Origin of the sequence: Granulicella sp. L46 (genome assembly GCF_009765785.1) — a bacterium.
Taxonomy (GTDB): domain Bacteria; phylum Acidobacteriota; class Terriglobia; order Terriglobales; family Acidobacteriaceae; genus Granulicella.
In genome coordinates this window covers 343717-366977 of sequence record NZ_LMUT01000016.1, presented here as the reverse complement: position 1 = coordinate 366977, position 23261 = coordinate 343717, and the positions used below count along the sequence as shown (strand labels likewise).

The 23261-nt window shown below is 53.4% G+C and carries 14 protein-coding genes, 1 tRNA gene and 1 pseudogene; 12 read left to right on the top strand and 4 right to left on the bottom strand.

Annotated features, from left to right (window positions below):
- The first annotated feature begins 657 nt into the window (after positions 1–657).
- From GSQ80_RS18525 to GSQ80_RS18515, 3 genes are all read left to right on the top strand, one after another.
- Positions 658–1536 (top strand): SDR family oxidoreductase, encoded by an 879-nt coding sequence (locus GSQ80_RS18525; protein ID WP_216850430.1) that lies wholly within the window; start codon positions 658–660, stop codon positions 1534–1536.
- A 173-nt stretch (positions 1537–1709) separates the two neighbouring features.
- Complete coding sequence (locus GSQ80_RS18520) at positions 1710–2291, top strand: TetR/AcrR family transcriptional regulator (RefSeq protein WP_158789135.1); 582 nt, start codon at positions 1710–1712, stop codon at positions 2289–2291.
- Between the two features lie 68 nt (positions 2292–2359).
- Positions 2360–2953: a DUF308 domain-containing protein gene (locus GSQ80_RS18515; protein WP_158789134.1), complete on the top strand. Its 594-nt coding sequence runs from the start codon at positions 2360–2362 to the stop codon at positions 2951–2953.
- A 948-nt stretch (positions 2954–3901) separates the two neighbouring features.
- Here the strand turns inward: GSQ80_RS18515 and GSQ80_RS18510 are convergent.
- A tRNA-Pro gene (locus tag GSQ80_RS18510) sits at positions 3902–3985 on the bottom strand.
- 227 nt (positions 3986–4212) lie between these two features.
- Positions 4213–5055, bottom strand: a complete 843-nt coding sequence (locus GSQ80_RS18505; RefSeq protein WP_158789133.1) for a hypothetical protein — start codon at positions 5053–5055, stop codon at positions 4213–4215.
- A gap of 149 nt (positions 5056–5204) precedes the next feature.
- Between GSQ80_RS18505 and GSQ80_RS18500 the strand changes: the two genes are divergently transcribed.
- The 9 genes and pseudogenes from GSQ80_RS18500 to GSQ80_RS18460 all read left to right on the top strand — a co-directional run.
- Complete coding sequence (locus tag GSQ80_RS18500; protein WP_158789132.1) at positions 5205–5447, top strand: hypothetical protein; 243 nt, start codon at positions 5205–5207, stop codon at positions 5445–5447.
- A 147-nt stretch (positions 5448–5594) separates the two neighbouring features.
- On the top strand, positions 5595–6446 hold the full coding sequence (locus GSQ80_RS18495; RefSeq protein ID WP_158789131.1) for a Dam family site-specific DNA-(adenine-N6)-methyltransferase: 852 nt from the start codon (positions 5595–5597) through the stop codon (positions 6444–6446).
- Between the two features lie 4 nt (positions 6447–6450).
- Positions 6451–7974, top strand: a complete 1524-nt coding sequence (locus tag GSQ80_RS18490; RefSeq protein WP_158789130.1) for an HTH domain-containing protein — start codon at positions 6451–6453, stop codon at positions 7972–7974.
- Positions 7971–8609, top strand: a complete 639-nt coding sequence (locus GSQ80_RS18485) for a bifunctional 2-polyprenyl-6-hydroxyphenol methylase/3-demethylubiquinol 3-O-methyltransferase UbiG (RefSeq protein ID WP_158789129.1) — start codon at positions 7971–7973, stop codon at positions 8607–8609. Before GSQ80_RS18490 ends, GSQ80_RS18485 begins: the two co-directional genes overlap by 4 nt.
- A gap of 16 nt (positions 8610–8625) precedes the next feature.
- A complete protein-coding gene (locus GSQ80_RS18480; protein ID WP_158789128.1) occupies positions 8626–9426 on the top strand; it encodes an SIR2 family protein in 801 nt (266 codons plus the stop codon).
- Entirely contained in the window at positions 9423–9977 is a 555-nt protein-coding gene (locus GSQ80_RS18475; RefSeq protein WP_158789127.1) for a non-canonical purine NTP pyrophosphatase, read from the top strand. Before GSQ80_RS18480 ends, GSQ80_RS18475 begins: the two co-directional genes overlap by 4 nt.
- 713 nt (positions 9978–10690) lie before the next feature.
- Positions 10691–14458, top strand: coding sequence for a hypothetical protein (locus GSQ80_RS18470; RefSeq protein WP_158789126.1), 3768 nt, complete (start codon positions 10691–10693; stop codon positions 14456–14458).
- Between the two features lie 275 nt (positions 14459–14733).
- On the top strand, positions 14734–18834 hold the full coding sequence (locus GSQ80_RS18465; protein ID WP_158789125.1) for an RHS repeat-associated core domain-containing protein: 4101 nt from the start codon (positions 14734–14736) through the stop codon (positions 18832–18834).
- Positions 18835–19787: 953 nt separating this feature from the next.
- Positions 19788–19946 (top strand): annotated as a pseudogene (locus GSQ80_RS18460) (IS5/IS1182 family transposase); the annotation flags it as partial.
- A 947-nt stretch (positions 19947–20893) separates the two neighbouring features.
- On the opposite strand, the gene GSQ80_RS18455 reads toward GSQ80_RS18460, so the two are convergent.
- Positions 20894–22498 (bottom strand): YfjI family protein, encoded by a 1605-nt coding sequence (locus tag GSQ80_RS18455; RefSeq protein WP_158789124.1) that lies wholly within the window; start codon positions 22496–22498, stop codon positions 20894–20896.
- A gap of 490 nt (positions 22499–22988) precedes the next feature.
- Positions 22989–23243, bottom strand: coding sequence for a helix-turn-helix domain-containing protein (locus GSQ80_RS18450; protein ID WP_158789123.1), 255 nt, complete (start codon positions 23241–23243; stop codon positions 22989–22991).
- Positions 23244–23261 lie beyond the last annotated feature (18 nt).

Here is a 23261-nt window from a genome sequence, read left to right as displayed (position 1 = left end):
TTGTTCTCAGTCATATATAGAGACAATTCCGGAACATACGATGTCAGCCTTGGTGGAACACAACTGGCCTGGCAATGTGCGCAAACTGCAAAATTTCATAGAACGAGCTGTCATTCTCTCGCCGGGTTTGGTGTTTCGATCGCCTCTGGATAGCCTGGACCGTTCGGGAGTGTTCGTTTCGTCTCAATTGAGACCCTCGCCCCGACGGAGTTCGATCATATTTTGAGAGCTGTCAGGTATACAGATCGGAAAATCGGCGGACCTGAGAGTGCCGCAACGAGACTCGGACTCAAACGCATGACCCTCATCGGGAAAATGCGCAAATTGGGGCTGTCGCGGTCAGGTGAGGCAAGCTCATACCTGCCTTCCAGGTCATTGCCGTAGCTCGAAACGTAAACGCAATTGGCGGTGCCGCCGGATGCTCTCTATCAGTTTTCGCGCTCGATTACTTCGTTGCTAATAAACAGCTCCTCGTTCGAGGAGTCGGCACAAGGCTTCTCATTCCTGTCCATGAGCTGCGAAAATTCTCTCAGCCGAACAAACCGGAACGCCTGGTGGGATAGTTTCATTCGGCGAAGCGGGTCTATCGGTACTTAGGATTCCGTTAGGAAGCTTCCTTATGCCTTGCGCATCTACTAGTCAGGACGGAGCGTGGGCGTGAAGCAGAAAATTCTGATTACCGGAGCCACTGGGCAAGTCGGCAGCAGAACAATCGACCGCCTTATGGACGAAAAACAAGTCGAGATCGTGGCCGCAGTGCGCTCCCCAGAGAAAGCACGCGCCTTTACGGACAGAGGCATTGCCGCCGTCATTCTCGATCTGGACGATGAGAGCACCCATCTGCCCGCCCTCCAGGGTATCCACGGATTGTTCGTGCTCACCGGCTATACCGTCGACATGCTCCGCCAAAGTAAAGCGTTATTGGATAACGCGAAGAAGGCCGGCGTGCAACATGTCGTCCACTTGGGCGCATGTGGCCGAGACGACACCACGATCGCTCACTGGGCCTGGCACCAGTTCGTTGAGCGTTACATCGAGTGGGCTGGCTTTTCCTTCACGCACCTGCGTCCTGAAACGTTCATGCAGAATTTGCTCAGCTACGGCGGCGAGAAGACAATCAAGAACGGGATCGTCAACGCCTTCGTGGAAGGCGCTCGCCTGAGTTGGGTGGACATTGACGACGTGTCACAAGTTGCTGCTCTCGCGTTGGCTCATCCGGGCCGGCACAGCGGGCAAACATATCGGCTTGGGTATGATGCCGCTACCTTCGGTGAATTGGCGGAAAAGTTGACCGCTATCGTCGGTCAGCCCTTCCGCTACGAACCGCTCCCGCCGGAGGTATTTCTTGAAGCCATGAGGAGTGCGGGCGCTGAGATGGCTTACATGAACTGCGTCTACGACCACTGGAAACGTTATGCAGCGGGCACGATTCCCGGCGCTGACGATACCTTTGATAACTTTCCCATAATTACTGGAAAGCAGCCGGCGAAACTGACCGACTTTATCCAGCGGCATAAAGCCGAATTTGCCTATTAGCGATTAAAGACTCCTCACCTAGCCGAAGATCGCACGATCAGTAACCCCTAAGTCGGCATATCGGAGGCTATCGGGGCACTTCCGGCATGCGCGTTTCTGAGGACTCTTCCGAGGACAAGCCTATCGAACAAAATTCTTTGCATCGCTGCCTACTAGTAGGTAGTCATATACACATGCAGGGAGAAACAGCAGATCGCATCCTCCAAACCGCCAAGACCCTGATCTCCGATCTAGGCTACTCGGCATTCAGCTACGCCGATATCGCTGAGGCAGTCCACATTCGGAAGGCCAGTATCCATCATCACTTTCCGACGAAAGCAAGCTTGGTTGTTGCCGTCCTCAAAATTCATCGAGAGAGGCTACAACAGGGGACACAGTTGTTAACACAAAAGATTGACGACCCTCTGGCGCGACTCTGTGCTTATGTACAGCACTGGGAAGGCTGCATTCGAGACAAGAGCCAGCCGTTCTGCATCGCCGCCCTGCTGGCAGCCGAATTGCCAAGCCTTCCTGAGGAAGTTCGCTTCGAGGTCCGGCAACACTTTCTAGAGCTAAGTGTATGGGTTCGAGAGACGCTTGAAGAAGGTATCAGGAAGCGGAAGTTAAAACTCCAGGGAACCCCTGAAGACGAGGCACAATCGTTCATTGCGACGGTCCATGGGGCCATGCTGTCTGCCCGAGCCCTTGGAAACTGCGATGTGTTCCAGACCGTGACCACCAGCGCATTACAACGTATCTCCACGCGTGAGTCCTAGCGCACAAACTTGCCCAGACTTCGTTCCCTCATTCAACCTACCAACTAGAAGATAGTCAAGGAGTTTACATGTTTAGCACGGCACCCATCGAACAGCAACAAGCGTATTCGTTACGCAACCTTTACTTCACTCGCACCGTTGTCCAATTACTCTGGGCTGGCATCGTCCTTGCGACAGCAGCAAGCAATCCTGCATTGGCCGCTGGTCTCCTGATCCTCTACCCACTCTGGGACGTCGCCTGCACCCTGTTCGACCTGAGGTCTTCCACCCGCTCCGGCCCACCCACCGCACAATACGTCAACGTGATTCTGGGATCTCTCGCAGCGATCGGAATAGCCTTCACCGCCTTCAAGTCTCCTCAACAAGCCGTCGTCACCTTTGGCGTCTGGGCGTTCGCTGCCGGACTCGCGCAACTTGCCGTCGGCATCTCTCGCAGAAAACAGCTGGGCGGGCAGTGGGCAATGATCCTGAGCGGCCTGCAGTCCGCGGCGGCTGGTGTGGCCTTCATTCTGGGTGGGCTGCACGATAAGACCCATATCAAAGACCTGGGAGGCTACGCAATCTTCGGCGGAGCCTACTTTCTCATCGCCGGTTTCCTGATGCACCGCAAGTTGTCCCAGAGCTCGGGGGCTGGTGCAGCCGTCGCCACCGGACGCCAATGATGACCTGAAAGCGAATGCTCTGGCTTCGAGGCATGTCTCTGTTTCGCCATGAATATTCTCGTCTGTTCGGCTTACCGTGCAACAGCACGCCGTCCAGGCGAGGGCGGGAGCGCTTTACTGCAGTTGCGAAATTGAATGCCTCATCCAACAGGTTGGGAAGTGGACTGTGTTGCAGACGCCTGGCTTCGTGATGTGCAGTCGGCCTCTCGTCAATGACCGTCTCGAAGATAGTAATCAGCGGTCGGCGAGTTTCAACAGGCTCGAACGGCCACCAGTGGGCCAGAAAGCATCCTGAACAGAGTCACAGCAAGAAATATTTCTTGCCACCCTCAATCGCAACATCCACCAAAACAGCCACCTGACAAAATAAAATTGACAGCCGTTGGCTGCCTCACATTTCACTGATTCTATTAATGTTTTGGCTCCTGAGGTAGGACTCGAACCTACAACCCTTCGGTTAACAGTTGCGCGGGAGCCGACGCTGCTGGCTACTGTGGTTGCATTTGGAGTGCTGGCCATGCGTGTTTAGGATTGTTTCGTGGCGTTTGAAGGTGTTCCCATTTAGTGTGGTTCGCTGTCCAGAGTCCCCGGTATTTTCCCCGGTATGAGTTTTGCCCATTGGAACATTGATAAGCGCGGTGGGAACCTCTCCAACACCAATTTGCACACGGCTGCATTATTCGAGAACCCGGAGCAAGTAAGGCTTCGGTATTCCGATTGCGCCAATTGAGACGAACTTGAAAATCGAGCGCAGGTTTGAGTTGTCCTGCCTCCTCCCTGCCGGTACGACGTGGACCGAATTTGGCTCCTCAGTCCGCTTTCGATTCTGAGAGGGAGGCGCAGAGTTTGACTAAAACGTTTCCACTCATTAGTTGCGTCAGGTGTAAAGTTTATGGACGTCAACTTTGCAGTTGCTGCCGTGGTGCAGCAGCAGTATCTTTGAAGCTGTGGTGCGGGCGGCGGGAGTTGCACCCGCAATCCGGTCAAGGCACGATCCCAAGTCGTGTGCGTCTGCTGTTCCGCCACGCCCGCATTAGGGAGGGGAGCACCTTTGTGGCGCTCCCCTTTGCTTTTGGGTTACTGGGCAGGAGGGCCGCGAATTGGGTATTTCGTTTCTATGCTTCCCATCTTGCCGGGATGCGCGAAAACGCGAACTGCTCGTGAACGGGATTGTTGCGGAAGACAAGGGGAAACTAATCGGCGGATCGGAATCTAAACGGAACTTGAACGGAAGATATCTTTGTAAACCCATGAATCTACTATGAAAGCAATTCTTCCCTAGTCGTCCCCATTGCCTTGGCTATGCCGCCGAGAATGCTACGTTTGACCTGCCCTGTTTGCCGGAACTTCCGAATTGTCTTATCCGTGGTGTCCGCCGTAATCGCAAACTCCGTCTGATTCAGCCCTTTAGCTTTCATATACGCTTCCATTTTTGACGCGGCCGACGGTGAGTGAATAGACGCTGAGAGACGTGGTCGTTTGGCGGGTGTGGTTTTAGCCCCGTGCGTAGCGGCGTGAGCCATGATGAGCAGTGGTGAAGCGGAAGACATATCAACCCCCGCCTTTGCGTAATCGTCGTTCGTAGCGCGTGAAACCGCCTCGTATGCAGGTGCCGCGTCCATGTGTTCCCGAACATTAGGCGGCAATGGGGGCAGCGGAACTAACTTAGGCGAAGCCTGTGCCGGCGGAGACTCAGCGAGTCCGGCTAAGAGTGGGTTGGGTGAGGTGCCATAAATGGATGTGAGATGTGTATCAACAGTGGCGCTGAGCTTCACAAACTGTTCTCTCAGCATCTCTCTGGTAACGCCGCTAAAGTTTGCAAGAGCGTGAATAACCCACTCAATGGACTTCATCTTTAGATCGGGTAACCACGCCTTTAGATGTGTGTCCATGAAACCACTGTAGGAACCGACGTAGAAGTCGAAAATCCGCACGGTGTACGCCTGTAGGTATGTCTCAGCTTTAAGCAGACTATGGATTTCACCGTACCCATCCACACATCCTTCCAAAGCGCGGGAAAGCTCATGCTCTATAGCTTCGAGCTGATGCGCGTGCTTTACCGAAAGCGCAGGAATTGGAGGTATTGCTGGAGCTTTTGGCATCGCACCCTTGCTGCGGCGCGACGTGGGGCGTTACGATGTGGGTATCGAGCCTCACGTCGAATGCCCCGGCCACCGTGCCGGGCTTTCGCTACTAGAATCCACCAATTCTAGCCGTTTGGCTGGGCTAACCGAGACTTATGAGAGGTCAAATGTTGAAAGATGGTTCTTATGTTCGATTAGTTCTTTCGCCGCAGGCGGGACGAGGCACTATTCACGATGAAATCAACCATAGCGGCGAGCAGCAATTTCTGTTTCGCAGCGATCCGCGTTTTTCGGAACAGGTCGAGATGTTTATCTATGACGGGGACGCGGAGGAATGCGCGAGGCCAGATGATGCGGAAATCCTAGCCATCAACGCTTTGCTGGCTCAAAATCCTCCGCCCCTTGCGTAAAGCACATACTTCCGAATTTGATCGCACGGCAATCCGCGTGAGCTGCTTGTAAGCAGACATTTCCCGAGCATCGGGTAGTGCGGCTAGTCGATTAGGCGCGCGTTGTAGCGATATGACCCGAAGCGTATCCTCAAGACATCCGACGTGATGAGCGAACTTCCTTTCCTAAAGTGGGCTGGCGGAAAACGATGGCTCGCGCCGAGGTTGCGCGCGATCTTCGGTGACACGCTTCATTCGCGTCTGGTCGAGCCGTTTGTAGGCAGCGGCGCTGCGTTTTTCCATCTTCGGCCGAAACAAGCTCTTCTCGCTGATAGCAACGAGGAATTGATAGCCGCCTTTCGGGCAGTACGAGACACCCCGGCTTTGCTCCTACAGCGTCTCGGCAGCATGCAGATTAACAAGGATGTTTTTGACCTCATGCGGGACTCCCGGCCACGTACGGATGCGAACCGAGCCGTCAGACTGATCTACCTAAACCGCACGGCCTATAACGGACTCTACCGTGTAAATCAGAACAACAAATTCAACGTTCCTTTCGGCTGTAAGCCCGGGACCAAGCTTTGTGATCCGAGTGGAATCAACGGTGCGTCTGAGGCGCTAAGGAACGCGGCGGTTAAGTGCCAGGATTTTCGTGAGACGCTGGATGAGGTGAGTCCTCGGGGTGATATTGTCTATGTCGATCCTCCGTACACGGTCAAGCACGATAACAATGGATTCAGAAGATACAATAATCGCATTTTCAGCTGGGAAGACCAGGAGGATCTGGCGCGAATTCTGCAGCGATTAGCGATGCGCGGATCGCGGATTATCATATCCAATGCTCACCACGCAGACGTTCGCAAACTCTACAGCAACGCGCTCTTCCATGCAATCGAAGTTGAAAGGACAACGTGCATGGCTGCGACTTCTGCAGGCAGAGGCTCTTGTATTGAATGGCTTTTGGTCTCACGAACAATCGATTTGAGCCGCGCAAGGCTTCGCCGAAAGCTTGAGAGTTGAACTGATGGGACAATTTTTAGACATCGCCGAAACGGTCCTGCGCAAACACCTGCGTCCGATGAAGCCTAAGGCAATCGTTGATGCAGCAAAAGACGACGATTTATTCTCTGACAAACTCAGCGGAAACACTCCTCATCAAACAATGAAGGCGAAGCTCACTGTCGATGTCATCCGAAATAGCGCTTCTCGGTTCGTAAGGACAGCGCCAAACACATTTTTTTTACGGGAGCTTTTTGCCAGCCACCTTACCGCGTATAGCGCTACGCCCCAGCTACCTTCTGGTGCGAATGAGGTCGTGTTGGTTTGTCCGAGCAAGATCCTGGATAAAGCGGGCCGATTTCAAGGCATCAAACGAAGTTGGAAGACCTACTTCCAGATTGTTCTGAACGACGCAGTTTGCAAGCCGATTGCCCGAATGGAAGCGGAACAGCGCGAAGATATCAAGCAACTCTTGACCTACACACTGGTCACGCATAACAATCGACTTCTTTGCTTCAGACGCGGAAAGTTTAATCGAGTTGAGGACTACTTGAGGGGGTCTCTTTGCATCGGTTTTGGCGGACATGTTTCGGATCTGGACCGAACACTCTATAACTATCAGGATTACAAGCAGCTAATCTTTGATAACGCATCACGTGAACTTCTAGAAGAGCTCAAGCTACCAGAACAAGATGTCGCGCGCCTCCGCGCCGGGCAGGGGTTGAGCATCCTTGGTCTCCTCAACGATGATTCTTCCGCGACGGGGCGCAAGCACCTCGCTGTCGTTCTCAGGTACGAGCTCTCACACTCAACTTCTTGGGAGCGACCGGTCAAAGGGGAGAAATCGATTAACCAGCTCCGATGGATCGATCTGGCAGACTTCAGCGAAGAATTACGAGAGTTTGAATACTGGTCTCAACTCTGTCTCACCGAATTTTATCCACACATGGTTCGAACACAGCCATCCTCGATAATTAGACGAAAGGCGCCCTTTCAAGGCAGACACATTCTGTGTTTGATTGGTGGAATTGGAAGCGGTAAGTCGGCGGCAACTCGGATTCTCACGGCAGAATACGGATATAGTGAAATCAACACCGGGCGGGTAATGGCCAAATTCATCAAAATGCCGCCCGTTTCATCGACCACAAGAGAAGTATTTCAAGATAAGGCATGGGCATTCATTCAGAGGAATCGGGGGCCGGAGCGTTTGGCGGCTGCTCTGCTGAAAGAGGCTAAGAGAGTTGACGGTCATGTTTTAATCGATGGAATCCGCCAGAGAGCGACCGTCGAAGCTCTAAAAAAACTCGCTTATCCCACGAAGATCGCTCTCCTGTTTGTCTACACACCTCCTCATATTGCTTATGAGTTCTATCTAGGACGAGGCGGACTAACTGTCAAGATCGAGAAGTTTCTGAAGCTTTGCGACGCTCCCGTTGAGGCCGACATTAAGAAACTCATTGCCGATGCTGATGCGATTCTATACAACTGGACTGGCAAATTGAAATATGAACAGGCTGTTCGGAAGCTGATGCAGGGGATATACGAATGACTGATGGAGGCTACGATGCGGGTTATCGAGCATGCCCTAGCTTCTGGGGATCACAGCCTAGCAGCCTGGTGCTGTCGCTAGAATCACAAATACCATCATTTGAGGGGCTCCGGATTCTGGACGTCGGGTGTGGCGAAGGAAAGAATGCTCTCTATCTCGCTCGCAAAGGCGCATTGGTTAACGCATACGACGTTTCAGACATTGCCATTGATCATGCGCTTGCGGCCAGAGAAGCCCTCCAGGTCAAAGACGTCAACTTTTACGTCGGTGATGCTATGGCCGAAAATTTCCCGTCCGAATCATTCGATGTGGTAATCGCCTATGGGCTGTTGCATTGCCTGGCCGATGAGCAAAGCATACGCGAGGTTTCGAAACACCTGATTAGAATGACGCGAAAAGGTGGGTACCTTGTGGTTTGCGCGTTCAATAGCAGACTGCAAGATCTGGCGGCGGCACATCCCGGGTTCTATCCCACCACACTTAGGCACCAAGTTTATGTCGATATCTTCAAAAACTTGCAGATCTTAGAAGCCCATGATCGCGATTTGCATGAAACTCATCCGCATAACGGAATCGCTCATACGCATTCGATGACACGGATTCTCGGGATGAGGCAGACCATCGAACCTAAATAAGTACATGACGAGTCCCATGAACGATCAAATCCAGAAGTGTAAGGATATTCTCCTCGCAGGCAAGCTCATACCATTCGTGGGAGCTGGCCTGTCTGCGCGCTTCAGGTTTCCAACATGGAGCGGTTTACTGGATTTGATTGCTGAGGATCTTTCATGGGACCCGGATGTGTTCAAGCTCAGCGGGGACTATCTTCAGTTGGCTGAGTACTACGTGGCACAGAAAGGCTCGGTCGGTGAATTGAGGAGCAAGCTTGATAAGTTGCTAAACGCTTCGGACGAAGACATCATAAAGTCCAAGGCCCATGAAAAACTCTCCACGCTCAACTTCCCATTGATATACACAACAAACTACGAAGACACGATCGAGCGAGCGTTCAAACTGCATGGTAAAGATTGCCATGTGATAGCCAATATCGACCATCTACAAGAGATGCGGCAGGGTGTTCCACAAATTGTCAAGTTTCATGGAACGTTTACGGATGACGAGAGTCTTGTCTTAACCGAGTCGGACTATTTTGAACGCCTCGAGTTCGAGTCGCCTCTTGATATAAAGCTTCGCGGCGATATGCTTGGGAAAACGCTATTGTTCCTTGGTTATAGTTTCAGCGATATGAACATCCGACTAATGCTCTATAAACTTATGAAACTACGAAAAGCTCATAAGCTTTCCGAAAAATTACCGACTGCAATAATGACGGGTTCAAGTTTCACTCCCATTCAGAGGAATCTGTTGGAAAAATGGGACGTGGTCGTAGTTGAGCTCAATCCGATGGATCAGTCGAAAGGACTCGATGATTTTATGGAAAATCTGTCATGAAGCTTTATTTCGTTACGATGAACCCGTTCAAAGAGCAGGAAGTAACTCAATACCTCCAAGACGCGCCCGTAGATCTTCAGGTGTTCAAATATCCGATTCAAGAGATTTTGAACCTCAATCTGGAAGTCATCGCGAGGGATAAGGCATTGAAGGCCTATGCTCGCCTCGGACGACCGTGTGCAGTTGAGCATGGAGGGCTTTCGATTGAAGCACTACAAGGTCTACCGGGCGGTCTCTCCAAAGTCGTGTGGGACTCTGTAGCTGACAAAGTTTGTAATTTCTTAGACGCGAACGAATCACGCGCTGCAAGTGCCCAAACTGTAATTGGATATTGCGACGGGAAACGCGTACACCTTTTCAAGGGCGAAACGAAGGGAACCATTTCCGAATGCTCCCGGGGAGACTATGCATTCCAATGGGATCCTATATTTATCCCAAACGGCGATACGCGGACTTACGCCGAAATGGGCTTCCCTGAAAAGGCGAGGTACTCCCAGGCAGCCAAAGCCTGGGGCGAGTTCGCAGCTTATCTGAGAGCAAACCAGGGGTAACCCGAAATGATTTCTGCATTTTCTCGATAGAGGTCGGACACCAAGCGAGAAGAACCCGGGTTGATGCGTTTGCTAAGCAAACGATCCTCATCCAATGGCACAAAAGATCGGGCACTCCATTCGCCGGATGAACTTCAGTTCGTTTCAGTCACTAGTACAAAGGTAGTTCCCACTGGGGTGGACGAGATCACGACAGAAAAGCGGGACGGCCAAAAGTAGTGTGAGTCACTGTTATCACGATCACTGACGACAACCTCTTCGAAAAATCGCGTTGCCTAATGCTTTTCGGAGAACGATTTAAATTTCTTGACATGCGGCTATTGATTCAGTATGTTTTGCCGATCCGATATCAAAAGCGGCCGACGAGCTGCAAATGCACCATCCCTTCCTTTGGTTTGTACGGAGAGGACTAAGAACACGTGGGTAAGTCGAGCTTTTTCCCCTGCAAGCGTCTTGTCAACCGCTTCATTGCTGTGCCATCCCGATCGATCTCACTCCCAGTCTTCGTGAATAATCGGCCTGGGTCGTCAGGTTCTTCTTTGTCGTGTGAGCGGTCCTTTGCTCAGAAGGGGAAGCTTGGTGGCCTCGTTCGGCAGCCCATTCCACTATGGATTGCTAATGCTCCAGGGATCCTCCTACTCCTGCCGTTCCTTGCATTGCTTGCGCCACCTCGCCGATTGAGCGCACAGCAAGTCCCCGCGAACACTTACGGGATGACAACAAATATCACTCGGACACCGAGCCCAGGAGATGGGCATGACTACATACATGATCTTGACGAGACGGTTAATCCGGCCAACGGCGCGTTGAGTGTGCGCATCGCAGTTCACCCACCTCAGGAGCGCGGTTTCAATCATCCGATGTATGCCTTTATGTATGACTCCGATGAAGAGCATACCGTCAACATGTGGCAGCAAATGACGATTTGCCCGCCGGAGACTGGCTACTCTGTAGAAACATTCCAATATGGACCTCCGATGTGCGTCGCCAACGTCGGTCAACCGATTCTTTGGGACACCAATAATCTCAACTATGCAACTGGTGGCAGCACGGACTCCGTAAACACGGGTCCGAACACTCTCACGTACCAACGTCAGCGGACTTTTACCTATCCAGTAACGGACGTTGAGGACACGGCTTGTCAAGTCAACACTGGGTTTGTGTATGAGGATGATGAAGGAAGAAAGCACAATCTCTTCCTACTAAACATAATGAGTGTCCTTAACAACGCCCTTGCAATGGATGGCCAAGCGAGTTGTGCTACATATTACGGCATTCAACCCCTTCTAACGGGGGGGGACGCTCAGTACAAAGCCGTCACTGCCGGGGTGGTTCCCGCCGAGACACTGCCAGGCGATCCAGGTCCATTTAGCGCCCTCGTTGCAGACGTGTACGGAAATGGTATTGGAGGCGATGCAAATGGTAATTCACCGAGGGGAACTGGACGGCCAGGTTACGCGCCTGGCGATGGAACAGCAATGCCCGGTTCCTCGGGTTTCGCCCCGAGCGTCGGAACTCACCAGATTACGTTTCCGGGTTACTCGATACCTTACACATATACAGTAGCTAATCAGTCCATGACTTACCGGATTGGGTATACCGACATCACCTCGGTTGGGGAGACCCTTTGTGGAGGTAAATACAACACAAACTCCGCCAACGTCCAAACATGGACCACCAGTAACGGCTCTACAACGATGTATGCAAAATACACCGGAATCGAACTCCCAGACGGATTGTATTACACCTTCACTTACGATCCCGCATACGGTCTAATCGACAAGATTACTTATCCAACGGGGGCGTCGGTAACGTACACATGGGGTACAAACGTCAACGCTGAATCCATGGGCTTTGGTAACGCTTTCGGGGCTATGCCAGGGACGGTTGAGCCGGTGGCAGGAACGGGCCCATGGTTTTGGAACAACGGCCCCCCCACAGCCAACTCGACGTTTTGCAATTTTCACCATGATTTTCCAGCAATTACCAAACGCGTCGTGAGCTACGACGGAGTCAATCCGGCAACGGAGCAGGACTTCTCATATAGCACCACCTGGACGAATCAAAACGATTTTCAGTGGGCGACCAAACAGACAACGGTGACCACAATTGATTTACTCCGACCGGGGCACCCAAGTTTTAAGACTGTCTATAACTACAACTTTGGAGTGAATTTCCCTGTAACCCTGGGGCACATCACTACTTCGGGCGTTCCACAAGAAGGTACGATTATTTATTACGATACTTCTGGAAGCGTGCTCAAGACTATCGTGAAGGTCTGGTCAGGCCCGTACGCCGAAGCTCATCTTGCAGGTGAGTGCACAGTCCTCCCCAACGGTCTTGTTAGCGGAGCATTTTATAGCTATCAAACATATCCCAGTGATTACGCACAATCAGGCACGAGCCCTTACCTCTCTCAAACCGACGTGAAGAATGACATTGCGGAGTTCGACTATGGAGTTGTTAATTCAACATGCACCCGTCCCAGCACTACTCCTTCCCGCGAGACCGTGATGACCTACGCGGCCTTCGGTCCAACTCCGTCCCTTCCGGTCTATTCGGTCACGCAGAGCGGCTCTTATAGCGACAGTCTACCGAGCATGTGGGGCAAGCCTGCAACGGTCAAGACCTATGATCACGGATCGCTAGTTGCAGAGACAGACTACGCGTACGATCAATTCGCAGTGGCATCCGTGTCCCCTGCCCCTCTTAACCACGACGAGGCAAGTTACGGTTCTAGTTCAACCGTATCTCGCGGCAATCCCACCACGATCACGAAGAAGTGCTTTACCAGTAGTCAAACGTGTGCAAATTCAGTCACGCAAGTGAGTTATGACACGACAGGGCAGCCTGTGACGGTCACTGACGCAAATCTCAATCAAACAATGCTCTCGTATGCCGATAATTACACGGGAGACGACGGGTCACCTTCGGGAAACACGAACACGTACTTGACGAAGATTACCCGCCCGACTACGAACAATGTTCAACACGTTTCTTCTTATCAATACGATTTCAATAAAGGCGAACTCCGCAAAGCCACCGATGAGAACGGGCAGTCGTCCAGCTATTCCTACGGCAATGATCCGTGGAACCGACTCATGCTCGCAAGTTTCCCGGACGGTGGACAAATGACCTATTCCTATAATGATGCAGGTCCTAAACCCACAATTCAGACGACGCAATTGCTGAGTTCGACGGTGACCAAAGGCGGAACCACCGTTATGGATGGAGTAGGGCACATTATTATGACCGAAGTCACGTCAGATCCTGATCAACCGGACTATATAAGTACCGTATACGACGGAATGGGTCTTCCTTATACTGTGTCCAATCCTTATCGGAGTACAAGCGATCCTACCTACGGTTTGACGACATTCACTTACGACGCATTGGGGCGTCAGACCTCATTAGCGCACCCGGGTACCGGAACGTTCACAACTTCCTATTCGAGCAATGTGACGACATCCACCGATGAACTGGGAAACCAGTGGCAACGGACCTTCGACTCTTTCGGCCGGCTAACAAAGGTTCTGGAGCCGAATGGGTCTGCACATGCGCCATCCATGGAGACCGATTATGGGTATAACGCGCTCAATGATTTGACGGCGGTCACGCAATGGGGAGGAATCACCGGATCTAGCGGCGTGAGGACTCGCGCTTTTAGTTATGACAGTTTGTCGCGACTACTGGCGTCGAGCAACCCCGAAACTGGAACGGTCAACTACACCTACGACCCGAACGGCAATCTAACGCTGAAGACAGATGCGAGAGGCGTAAAGATCGCATACTCTTATGACGCACTAAATCGTCCGTTAGGAAGGACTTATTCCAGCGATGCAGCAGCTACTCCATCATCCTGCTATCAGTACGACTTAGCCGCCGCAAGTAATGGAGTCGGCCGTCTATGGAAGCAGTGGACTCAGAGCGCTTTGAGTGGTGCTTGCCCTGCTTCCGCGCCAGGCTCGGGCTTTTACACAATGCGCTCAGTTACAGCCTATGACTCTATGGGGCGTCTGCTGAACGAACAACAATCTACCTTCGCTAGTCAAGCGAGCGGGAAGGTATATGCGCCTGCCTATACCTACGACTTGGCAGGAGATTTGCTCACATCGAGCGATGGAACGACGCCCTCACCGACCTCCGTCCCAACTGCGATGGTCACCTTCACCAACAATTACGACAGCGCGAAGCATCTGGTGAATGTTTCAAGCAATTGGGCTGATGGAGCCACTCATCCTTCGCCACTCTTTTCCGCACCCGCCACCACGAATAGTCCACCATGTGTCAATTCGATCACGTCTCCCTACACTGCATTCGGAGCCTTGGCAAACGCCACATACGGTGCCGGGTTGACCTTGACTCGCGCCTATGACGCTAGGTTAAGACTCACATGCGAGAACGATGTTGGCTCGAACACGGGACCGACGAGTGGAACGACGACCGTCACCATCACTGGCGCCGAGCAGACTAAGCAATAGTCCTGATCCAAAGACCTCATTAGGTTGAGAACCTTCGCCAGCTCAGTTCGGCACCTTCGTGCCCACAACTAGTGAGTGGCAATTAGACAGTTGTTTCAAACACGGCAAGTGAATACGGAGAAGGTAGCCGGATGGGACATATCATGAGGAACGATAACCGTCGGTCAATCAGGCTGGAACGAGACCGACGAGATATTCGACGTTATGACGTCGAATATGAGGGGAGTCAGACACGTGATTGGGTCAGGCGCGGGGTCAGGGCTCTACTCCTCGCTTTGACCCCGCTGTCACTTTCTGCCCAGACATCGACTCCGGTCGTCAATTGGGCGAATCCAGCCGCAATCACGTACGGCACGCTTCTATCGGCGACCCAACTGAACGCAACAGCAACCTACAACGGGACAGCAGTAGCGGGAACATTCACTTATTTACCTGCCGCCGGCTCACAGCCGCCGGCTGGCGCACAAACGCTCTCAGTCACCTTTACGCCATCGAACACCACCCTGTATGCAACTGCAACTAAGACTGTGTCGCTCACTGTAAACAAGGCAACGCCAGCAATCGTATGGGGAACACCATCGCCGATTTCGTATGGCACCGCGCTATCGTCGACGCAGCTCAATGCGTCGGCAGCTTTGGCTCCAGACACAACGGTCTTGCCTACTACCTCTGCACAGAGTACGCAGACTGTCGCGTTGAGCACGGCTACGCTTTCGGCCGGCGTGCTGCAGTCGTGCACCACGTATTACCCACAAGCACCACCTACTGGGCAATCACTCACTTTTGTGATCCTTAATAATTCCGGCGGTTGGAATTTTACGATCGTCAATAGCTTCACTGTGACCGCAAGCGCGGTCGCGGGCTTGCAGACCTTCACTACGCCTCCCATTGCAATTACGGCGGGACAGCTAGTGGGATATTGGGCGGCAAGCGGAACGGAGCCAGGGACCGGTGGCCAAGCGACCTGGGGCTTCTCCCTCGGCGGTCAGGCGACTCTTCCAACCGGTTCCACGACCTACAGCTTAAATTATGGCGGGAACCCGGTAAGCTGCAAGGTTGCATCGGACATGGCTACCCCAGACATGAGCGTACCCACGCCTACTAATACACAGAGCGCGCAGACTCTCATAATGAGCAACGCCCCTCTCGCTTCAGGTGTATTAAAGTCATGCTCGACCTACTATTACGCTGCACCAGCCGCTGGCCAGTCCCTCACCTTTGTGATCTTCACTCCGAATGGACCAAGCCTCGGTACGTTTGACAACACTAGCTCCTACACCGTCGCAAATAGCTTCACAGTGACGGCAGCTGCGAGCTCCGGTTTGCAAACCTTTACCGCCCCTCCCATCGCAATAACGGCGGGTCAGAGGGTAGGTTTTTGGACGGCGAGCGGGACGGAGCCCGGGATTTATCAAGCGCCCGATGAGTTTGGCTCCTACTTCCTCAATAACGTGGAAACGCTTCCAAGTGGCCCGACAAGCTACACCAACTATCACGGCACTTTCCCAGTAGCCTGTGTAGTTTCAGGTGGTCAGTTTACTTATAGTCCACCACCAGGAACGGTGCCGCCGGCCGGTACCGTTCCGCTCTCGGTGACCTTCACGCCTACTGATACGGTGGATTACACTGCTTCGACATCAACTGTGACATTGACGGTGAATAAGGCAACACCTGTGATCACGTGGGCAACGCCAGCGCCAATTCCGTATGGGACTGCGCTGTCGGCGGCGCAGTTGAACGCTTCGGTATCCGCTGCACCAAACACAAGCGTTTCACCCACTACGGGTGTACAAAATATCGGGGGCCTTGTATTGAGCACTGCTCCACTCTCAGCAGGGGTGTTGCAGTCGTGCACGACGTATTACAACACAGCGCCGGTCGCCGGACAGTTGCTCAATTTTGTGATCTTCAATCCAAATGGCGGCGGGTCGTACACGGTCGCCAATAGTTTCACCGTGACAGCGGCCGCTAGCTCGGGGCTGCAGACGTTTGCCTCCCCACCCATTGCGATAACGACGGGTCAGGTGGTGGGTTATTATGCGGCTAGCGGGACCGAGCCCGGATACGGCGGCCAAGCGGTTGGCGGCTACTACTTGAACGCTTATGTGACAACGCCCCCAACTGGCCCGCAAACGTTTAACGCATATGGCGGCGGCTACCCGGTAAGTTGCAATGTCGCTGCTGGGCAGTTCACTTATACTCCGCCCGCCGGCACCGTACCTGGGGGCGGGACCGATACCCTCTCGGTGACATTCACACCAACCAACGCCGCGAATTACACGACAGCGACCAAGAGTGTGAATCTCGTTGTAACCCAAACGACACCCACGGTCACCTGGTCGACGCCGACTCCGATCGCATACGGTACGGCTCTGTCTGCAATCCAGTTGAACGCGACAGCTTCGGTGCCGGGGACATTTATCTATAATCCACTTGCCGGTACGGTGCCGGCGACGGGCACTGGCACGCTTTCAGTGACCTTTATCCCTACCAGTTCTGCTTATTCCACTGTCACTAAAACGGTAAGCCTGACCGTGCTTTCAAGCATCTCCGATACAGGAACAGTGACGTTGACTGTTGGTGGGGTATTGGCGGCAACCACTACATATGGGGCCAACGCATCGCCAAGCTCGATTGCGTCGGGCCTCGCGAGCGGGGTCACGGCTGGATCTTTCGTCAGCCTCACTGCGGTGAAGGACCAATTGAATCTCGTGGCAAAGGTACAAGGAGCCGGAACAAACTACGCGTATTTGATCCAGACACCAACCGGTGGCTACGATTCCACAGACTTCAGCCAACCTTCCTTCGCATCTCCTCCAATAACCGGAAACCTCAGCGGCGGAGCTAACCCGGACACCGGGCCACCGCAGCCGATTCTTAGCTTCGATGTTGGCTACGACGGGGCAAGCAACGTGACCAGCTATTCCGACCTTTCCATGGGAAATCCCGTCATGGGTAGTTGGGGCTTCAGCTACGACACTTTGAACCGCCTGCAAATCGGAAATTCGTCTTCGGGCCCGTATGGTAACCAGCATCTCTGCTGGGCTTATGACGGGTTTGGTAATCGTCTCGCTGAAAACTTGCAAACCGCTGCATGCCCTTCCTCGGAAACGGGTGTTGTAGCCACATATGTTTACCAAAGCAACAGCTCTAACCAGCTTGCAAGTATCCCCTCGGGCATTGGTGCATCGGCTGGATACACCGTCAACGCTGCGGCGGTCTTTTATGATGCGGCCGGCGATATGCGAGATGACGGTTCAAATCAATATCTCTACGATGCTGAGGGACGCCTCTGCGCCGTCTACAGTTACAAAGTCGGCGGCGCGATGACCGGCTATATATATGGCGCCGATGGAACACGGGTTGCTAGGGGATCCATCTCGTCGATGAGCTGCGACCCGGTGGCCAATCACTTTGCGACCATAAGCGATTACATTCTCGGTCCGTCGAATGAACAGCTCACTGAACTGGAGATGGATTCGAACGGCGTCATGGCTTGGCACCACACCAACATCTGGGCAGGCGGCAAGTTGCTGGGAACCTACGACGCGGATGGCACTCACTTCTACTTCGACGACCCGCTTGGCACCCGCCGCGCACAAACGGACGCCGCTGGCGTACTCGAACGGACTTGCCCGAGTCTTCCATACGGCAATGGTGCGGGATGCTCGCCCACGCCCACCGAACATCTGTTCACCGGCAAAGAAAGAGACGCAGAGAGTGGGCTCGACTACTTCGGCGCTCGCTATTACGCAAGCTCAATGGGGAGATGGATGTCTCCTGACTGGAGCAATACTCCAACCGGCATACCGTATGCTGATCTGAGAAATCCCCAGAGTCTCAATCTTTATGGCTACGTGCTTAACAATCCGGTCTACATGACCGACCCAGACGGACATTGCTGCCAGTGGCTTGCAAACGCATTCAACAAAGTGGCTATAACAATCTCAGCGCATAATCCGGTCGGGCAGACCATGGTCGCTGCGACCGTTATTGTTATGACACTGCGAGAAGCCGACACAAATAAGACCCTGATGCAAACTTCATTTGATGCGATGGGGAATGACAGATTGACAGCCGACCAGCGGGGACGGGCTCAGGAAGATTATGACCGGGCCAGACAGAATATTCCGGGTTTTGGAGGCGCGTTGGCCATCGCTGCTGAGACGATCGCCGATAATCTACAAAGCTTACTAGTCCCAGAGACGGCAACTCCGACCGAAAAAGCTATAACGGACGGAGCAAAGAAAGCCGAGGATCTCTTGACGTCCCCCCCAATTGCTCCAACGCTTACGCCGCCTGATTCGACACAAACTCCACCGCCACCGCCACCACCGCCACCGCCACCGCCACCACCTGCACCAGACCAACAATAAGCGCGCCTATGTTTTTTATCACTACCATCAGACGGCAAAGAGAGTAAATGATGAGCTCCTTCTGGCACAGACCGCTTGGCAAAAGATTCTGGATTGCATCATCAATCATGATGGTAGTACTGGTGACGCTTGTTATCTCGTACCCCATTCTCCAAGGATTCGCATATTGGTATATCCGGCCCAGCGTCACGTATCAGGGGATAAGTTTGCGATTGCCAATGGGATGGGTTTACAGCCACTCAGGGCCGCCGCTGACGGTGGAGAAGCCATCGTCCCTTCTAAAGGGTATGCGAGGTAATCTATGGATTCGCAGAAAAACTACTTCAATCGGAGATCGGAACCACGTCATAGCCAAATGGTCATCAGTTCATAACATTCATAATGGGTTCTTGGAAAGGAGTGACTTTGAAACCAAATTCAAAGATGGCAGTCCAGTCAGGGTGATGTGCGCTCGAATGGCGCTTCCCAAAGGGGGCGGCGCGATTGTCTTGGATTGCTTATCTGGGGATGTTGCGTGGTCCTTTACATTCATTGGCGAGCCATCGGATGTAAACGAGTCAGAAGAAATCATGAAGACTGTGCTTTCGGAAAGTCTCGAATTGGAATGACCAATGGATCGATCAAACGGGAAACGCATTCATTATTAGCAAAGAACGGGATGCGCAGAGCAACTTGGGTAACTTCAAGCCGGGCGCCATAACAGCAGCTTGGCTAGTAAATGCTGTTCGATTGGAGGACAAGGTTTGGCGGACGATCGCCGCGCATAACCGTCTCGGCACATGTGCCTTCATCGACGCCAAACATTCCTCAACGTTCGCTCGCGAACACCCTTGTGGCCCCCCCGAACTCCTCTCAAGGGGTGCGCTGTGAAGCCGCCGCTCCTCTACAGATTGCACAAAAGTGAGTTTAGGAGGTCGAGGGGGCAGTTTCCGAGCGCTCTGTTTCCTATCCCCCCTTGGAGCGCCCGCGCCCTCTACAAGAAGCGCAACGAGATCGAACGGCTGTTCCGGAGACTCAAGGGCTTCCGCAGAATCTTCTCCCGCTTCGAGAAGCTCGACATACTGTTCATCGGCTTCCTCAACTTCGCCTTCATCGTCGAAGCCCTCAGATAGCGTGAACACGCCCTAGTCGACTTCTATAATTCGCCTCTGGTACTCGAAAACCACATGCCGAAATACTCCGACGTTCGAAACGCGGTTCTCCTTATTTCGATTGCGACGAAATGGTGTCACGAAGTAAGAATGCGGGCATGTCGCCTTTCTGCCCAGTCATCTCACGCGGCCGATACTGCATGAAATCTCTCGATAACTACCTAATTCTGAATTCATGCGCCCTGAGTTCATAGTCGCAAAATCGATACCATGTCGTGGTGTGGATCAACACTCGGCGATTTTCAACCTTAGAGACGGTCTGACGGCACACACCCATGTAGCTCGCTAAGCGAGCCTGTGACAATCTCATCCTCCGCCGTACGGAAATGAAACGGTCAGCGATGGCTGACCTGTCCTGAGGCTTTGCTTCAATCATCATCTTCTTCCTCGATTTTCAAGCCAATCACCTAAAGAGAACGGTGATCTAAACTGATCAACGCGACAAAAGCTTTGAGAGGTTCTCATCCCCACATACATACGTGCGAAGTGACAGGCCGTACACCAACGCAAGCGTAGGGTTCATTTTCCAACCATTTTCCAGCAACAGGCGCTCGAATACGGTTCGCGAACACGGAGGCTCGTGCTGCTCAACCTCCCATTCGGAAAAAGCGACGTGTAAACCGCCGACGTTGCCGTGCAGCCTCCAATGACATACGCATTGCGATGCTATCCATCTGTCCAGCGGCTCGCGCCACTCTGCGGGGTCTTGCTCCGGGCTTGGTGGAAGAGCAGCATAAGGATCGAAGATTTCATGCAATGGGGACAAAGCCCGTTCGAACTGCGCCACGGTCTGAGAATACCCAAGTACTGGACTGACAGAACTGACAGAACTAGGTTCTGACAGTTTTGGCAGCTCGGATATGAGATTCTCCTGCGTCTTTTCGGGCGCTATCCAATCTCTCCAGCGTCTACTGGCCTGCATGACGCACCTCAATTCGCGGATTGCGAATGTACACTTCCGCCGGCCGCCCCGCTGAACGGTCGCCGCATGATTTGGCGGCGCGGACCCAGCCGTACTCCTCGAGCAGACTTAAAGCTTTTCGAGCCGCGTCCGGTGAATCAAGCCCTGTCCATCCATTCCGGTATACCTCCCGCAGTGTGAACAATCCTTCGTCGCGCTTCCAGCCCTTTGCCAGTCTGACACTTAGAGTCACTGCTTGATGCTGCGGCCTTCCTTGCGATGAGTAGATGCGCCTTGCGTGAGTTTCCAGATACTCGCACCAGTCGCAGGCTTGCTGAGCGTGATGAAGATCCACGATTCCGCTTGCGCCATCCGCCAACGCAAGCAATAAGGCGACACTCGGCATCAAGCTCCGATACTTGGAAAGGTGTGCCTGCATGGTCGGCGAGACGTCATCATCGGAGATGCGCATCTCCAGATCGGTCAACCATTGCTCAAATAGAGTCTGAGCCTCGTTGTCAAATTGCAGCCGCAGCGGATTCGCTGGGTCAATAGCCGCTATGCGGCGGTAAACCTGCGCAGCCCGCTCGATAGCGTCGTTATCCGGCAGCCGGTCGATATATCCGAGTTTTGATGGTTTGTCTGGCCACACTATGAGCTGAAAGCGTTGGATCAGGCCGTCGTTGGACGGTCCATCCAGCAGGGCATCGGCAAGATAGCTCCGCAAGCGAGCCGGCTGAATGCCGCCAAACATCGACATGCAAACATGGGGGACATGGACGCTCCCACGCCCTATCCGGTCAATCGTGAAAGCAGCATCGCCATTCCAACCTTCTAAAAAAAAAGCTCGTTCCTGCTCCCTTCCCTGTCTCTCCAGTCCGGCGAGCCAACCGGTCAACTCATCTCGAATGACGAACAGCCCGGCTGGATTTTCAGATAGAACGGAATGGAGACTTTCAAAAGTCGCATCGCTGGTAATGAGTCGGCGAAGCACTGGCTGCGTGAGCCCGGCTTCAAGCTTTGCGGGTCGGTCGCTGTTGCCCGGGCTCTTCGCAGCCCGCTTGTACTGCTCCTTCCACGCCGCATTCTCAAGCTCTTGAAATTCGACCGCGGATCGGTAGTCCTTCCCGCCTTTTTCGTAGACTTCGCGCCATTCGCTCTCGATTGCCCGCGCCGGTTGCGTCATGCACGAAATTACTGGGGACTTGAGCATCCCCGGCGGGGCTACGATGCCGCCCCAGAGGTTCGGCACGACCTGCCACGTATGGTCGTTCTTTTTTGGTTGAATCATGGCCCGACGGTTTGTTACCCCTGCAAGTGTGGCAAGGGCTGCCACAGCCGGGAAGTCCCGCGGAACCTGCATGCGTTCCGCCACGTCCTTCACGAGCGGGCGAATCGACTGTGGCATCAAATCCAGATCGAATTGCATCACCTCAGGCAGTGACTCTAAGAGACGTTCTGGTTCGGCCCACCCATCATTCGACGGAGGTGCAAATCCGGTACCAGTTGGCAAACCCAGCTCGCGGGCTATCCTCTCCCCCACGTCCTCTGCCCTGATGTCGCCAAGGCGGTCTCGATCCTCGAACAGACCTTCAAATGTGGCGTTGCTCATGCCGTCACACGCTCTCTTATCGTTCTGAGAAGTAGGGATCTTTGCTGTCCTTCCAGTTCCCAGCGTCGTGCCTTGTCGAGCGCTTCGTGGTAGGCCATTGTCAGCGCGTTGTCCTCTGTCGCCAGGGCCAATTTCGCGGCCAAGGCCAACGAAGCGGCGGCAAAGTTTCGCTCTTTTGTTGCCGGCTCCGCGAGCCATTCCCGCTCCTTACGTCTCAGGAGTTGCAGCTGCACCTGTTCCACTTGCAGTTTCGCAAGCTGCTCGGGTGACGGTGGGGAACCCGCGAATAGGTCACTCCGGGACAGCCCCATACACGACAGAATGTCGACCACTCGGCAGCCCGCGAAACAATGCAGGAGAACGCGGCCACGCTGCCCTTCGCAGATGGAGAGACTTGGGGATCGGTCCTCGTGGCCTGGGCAACGCGTTAGCCACTTCCCACTTCCGCTGCGCCGGGATCCCAGCAGAGCGGTGAATGACTCGGCCGTCATTACCGCCCCTCCACAAGTGCCGGAACCGTGCCACCCTTGATGATCATCTGCACTGTCTCTTCGCTGACTCGCACAGAACGGCCAACTTTAACGAACGTAATTTTTCGTTGATAGATCCAAGCACGGATTGTGTTGACGCTCATCCCCAGCTCCTCAGCGGCCTGAGGAAGGGAAAGCAGTCTGCTTTTTGGTTTGAGTGCGGACATGAGATTTTCTCCTAATGCGAACTTGCGTTGACTAGTGCGTTCACGCATGGCATACTCCCTTTGTAT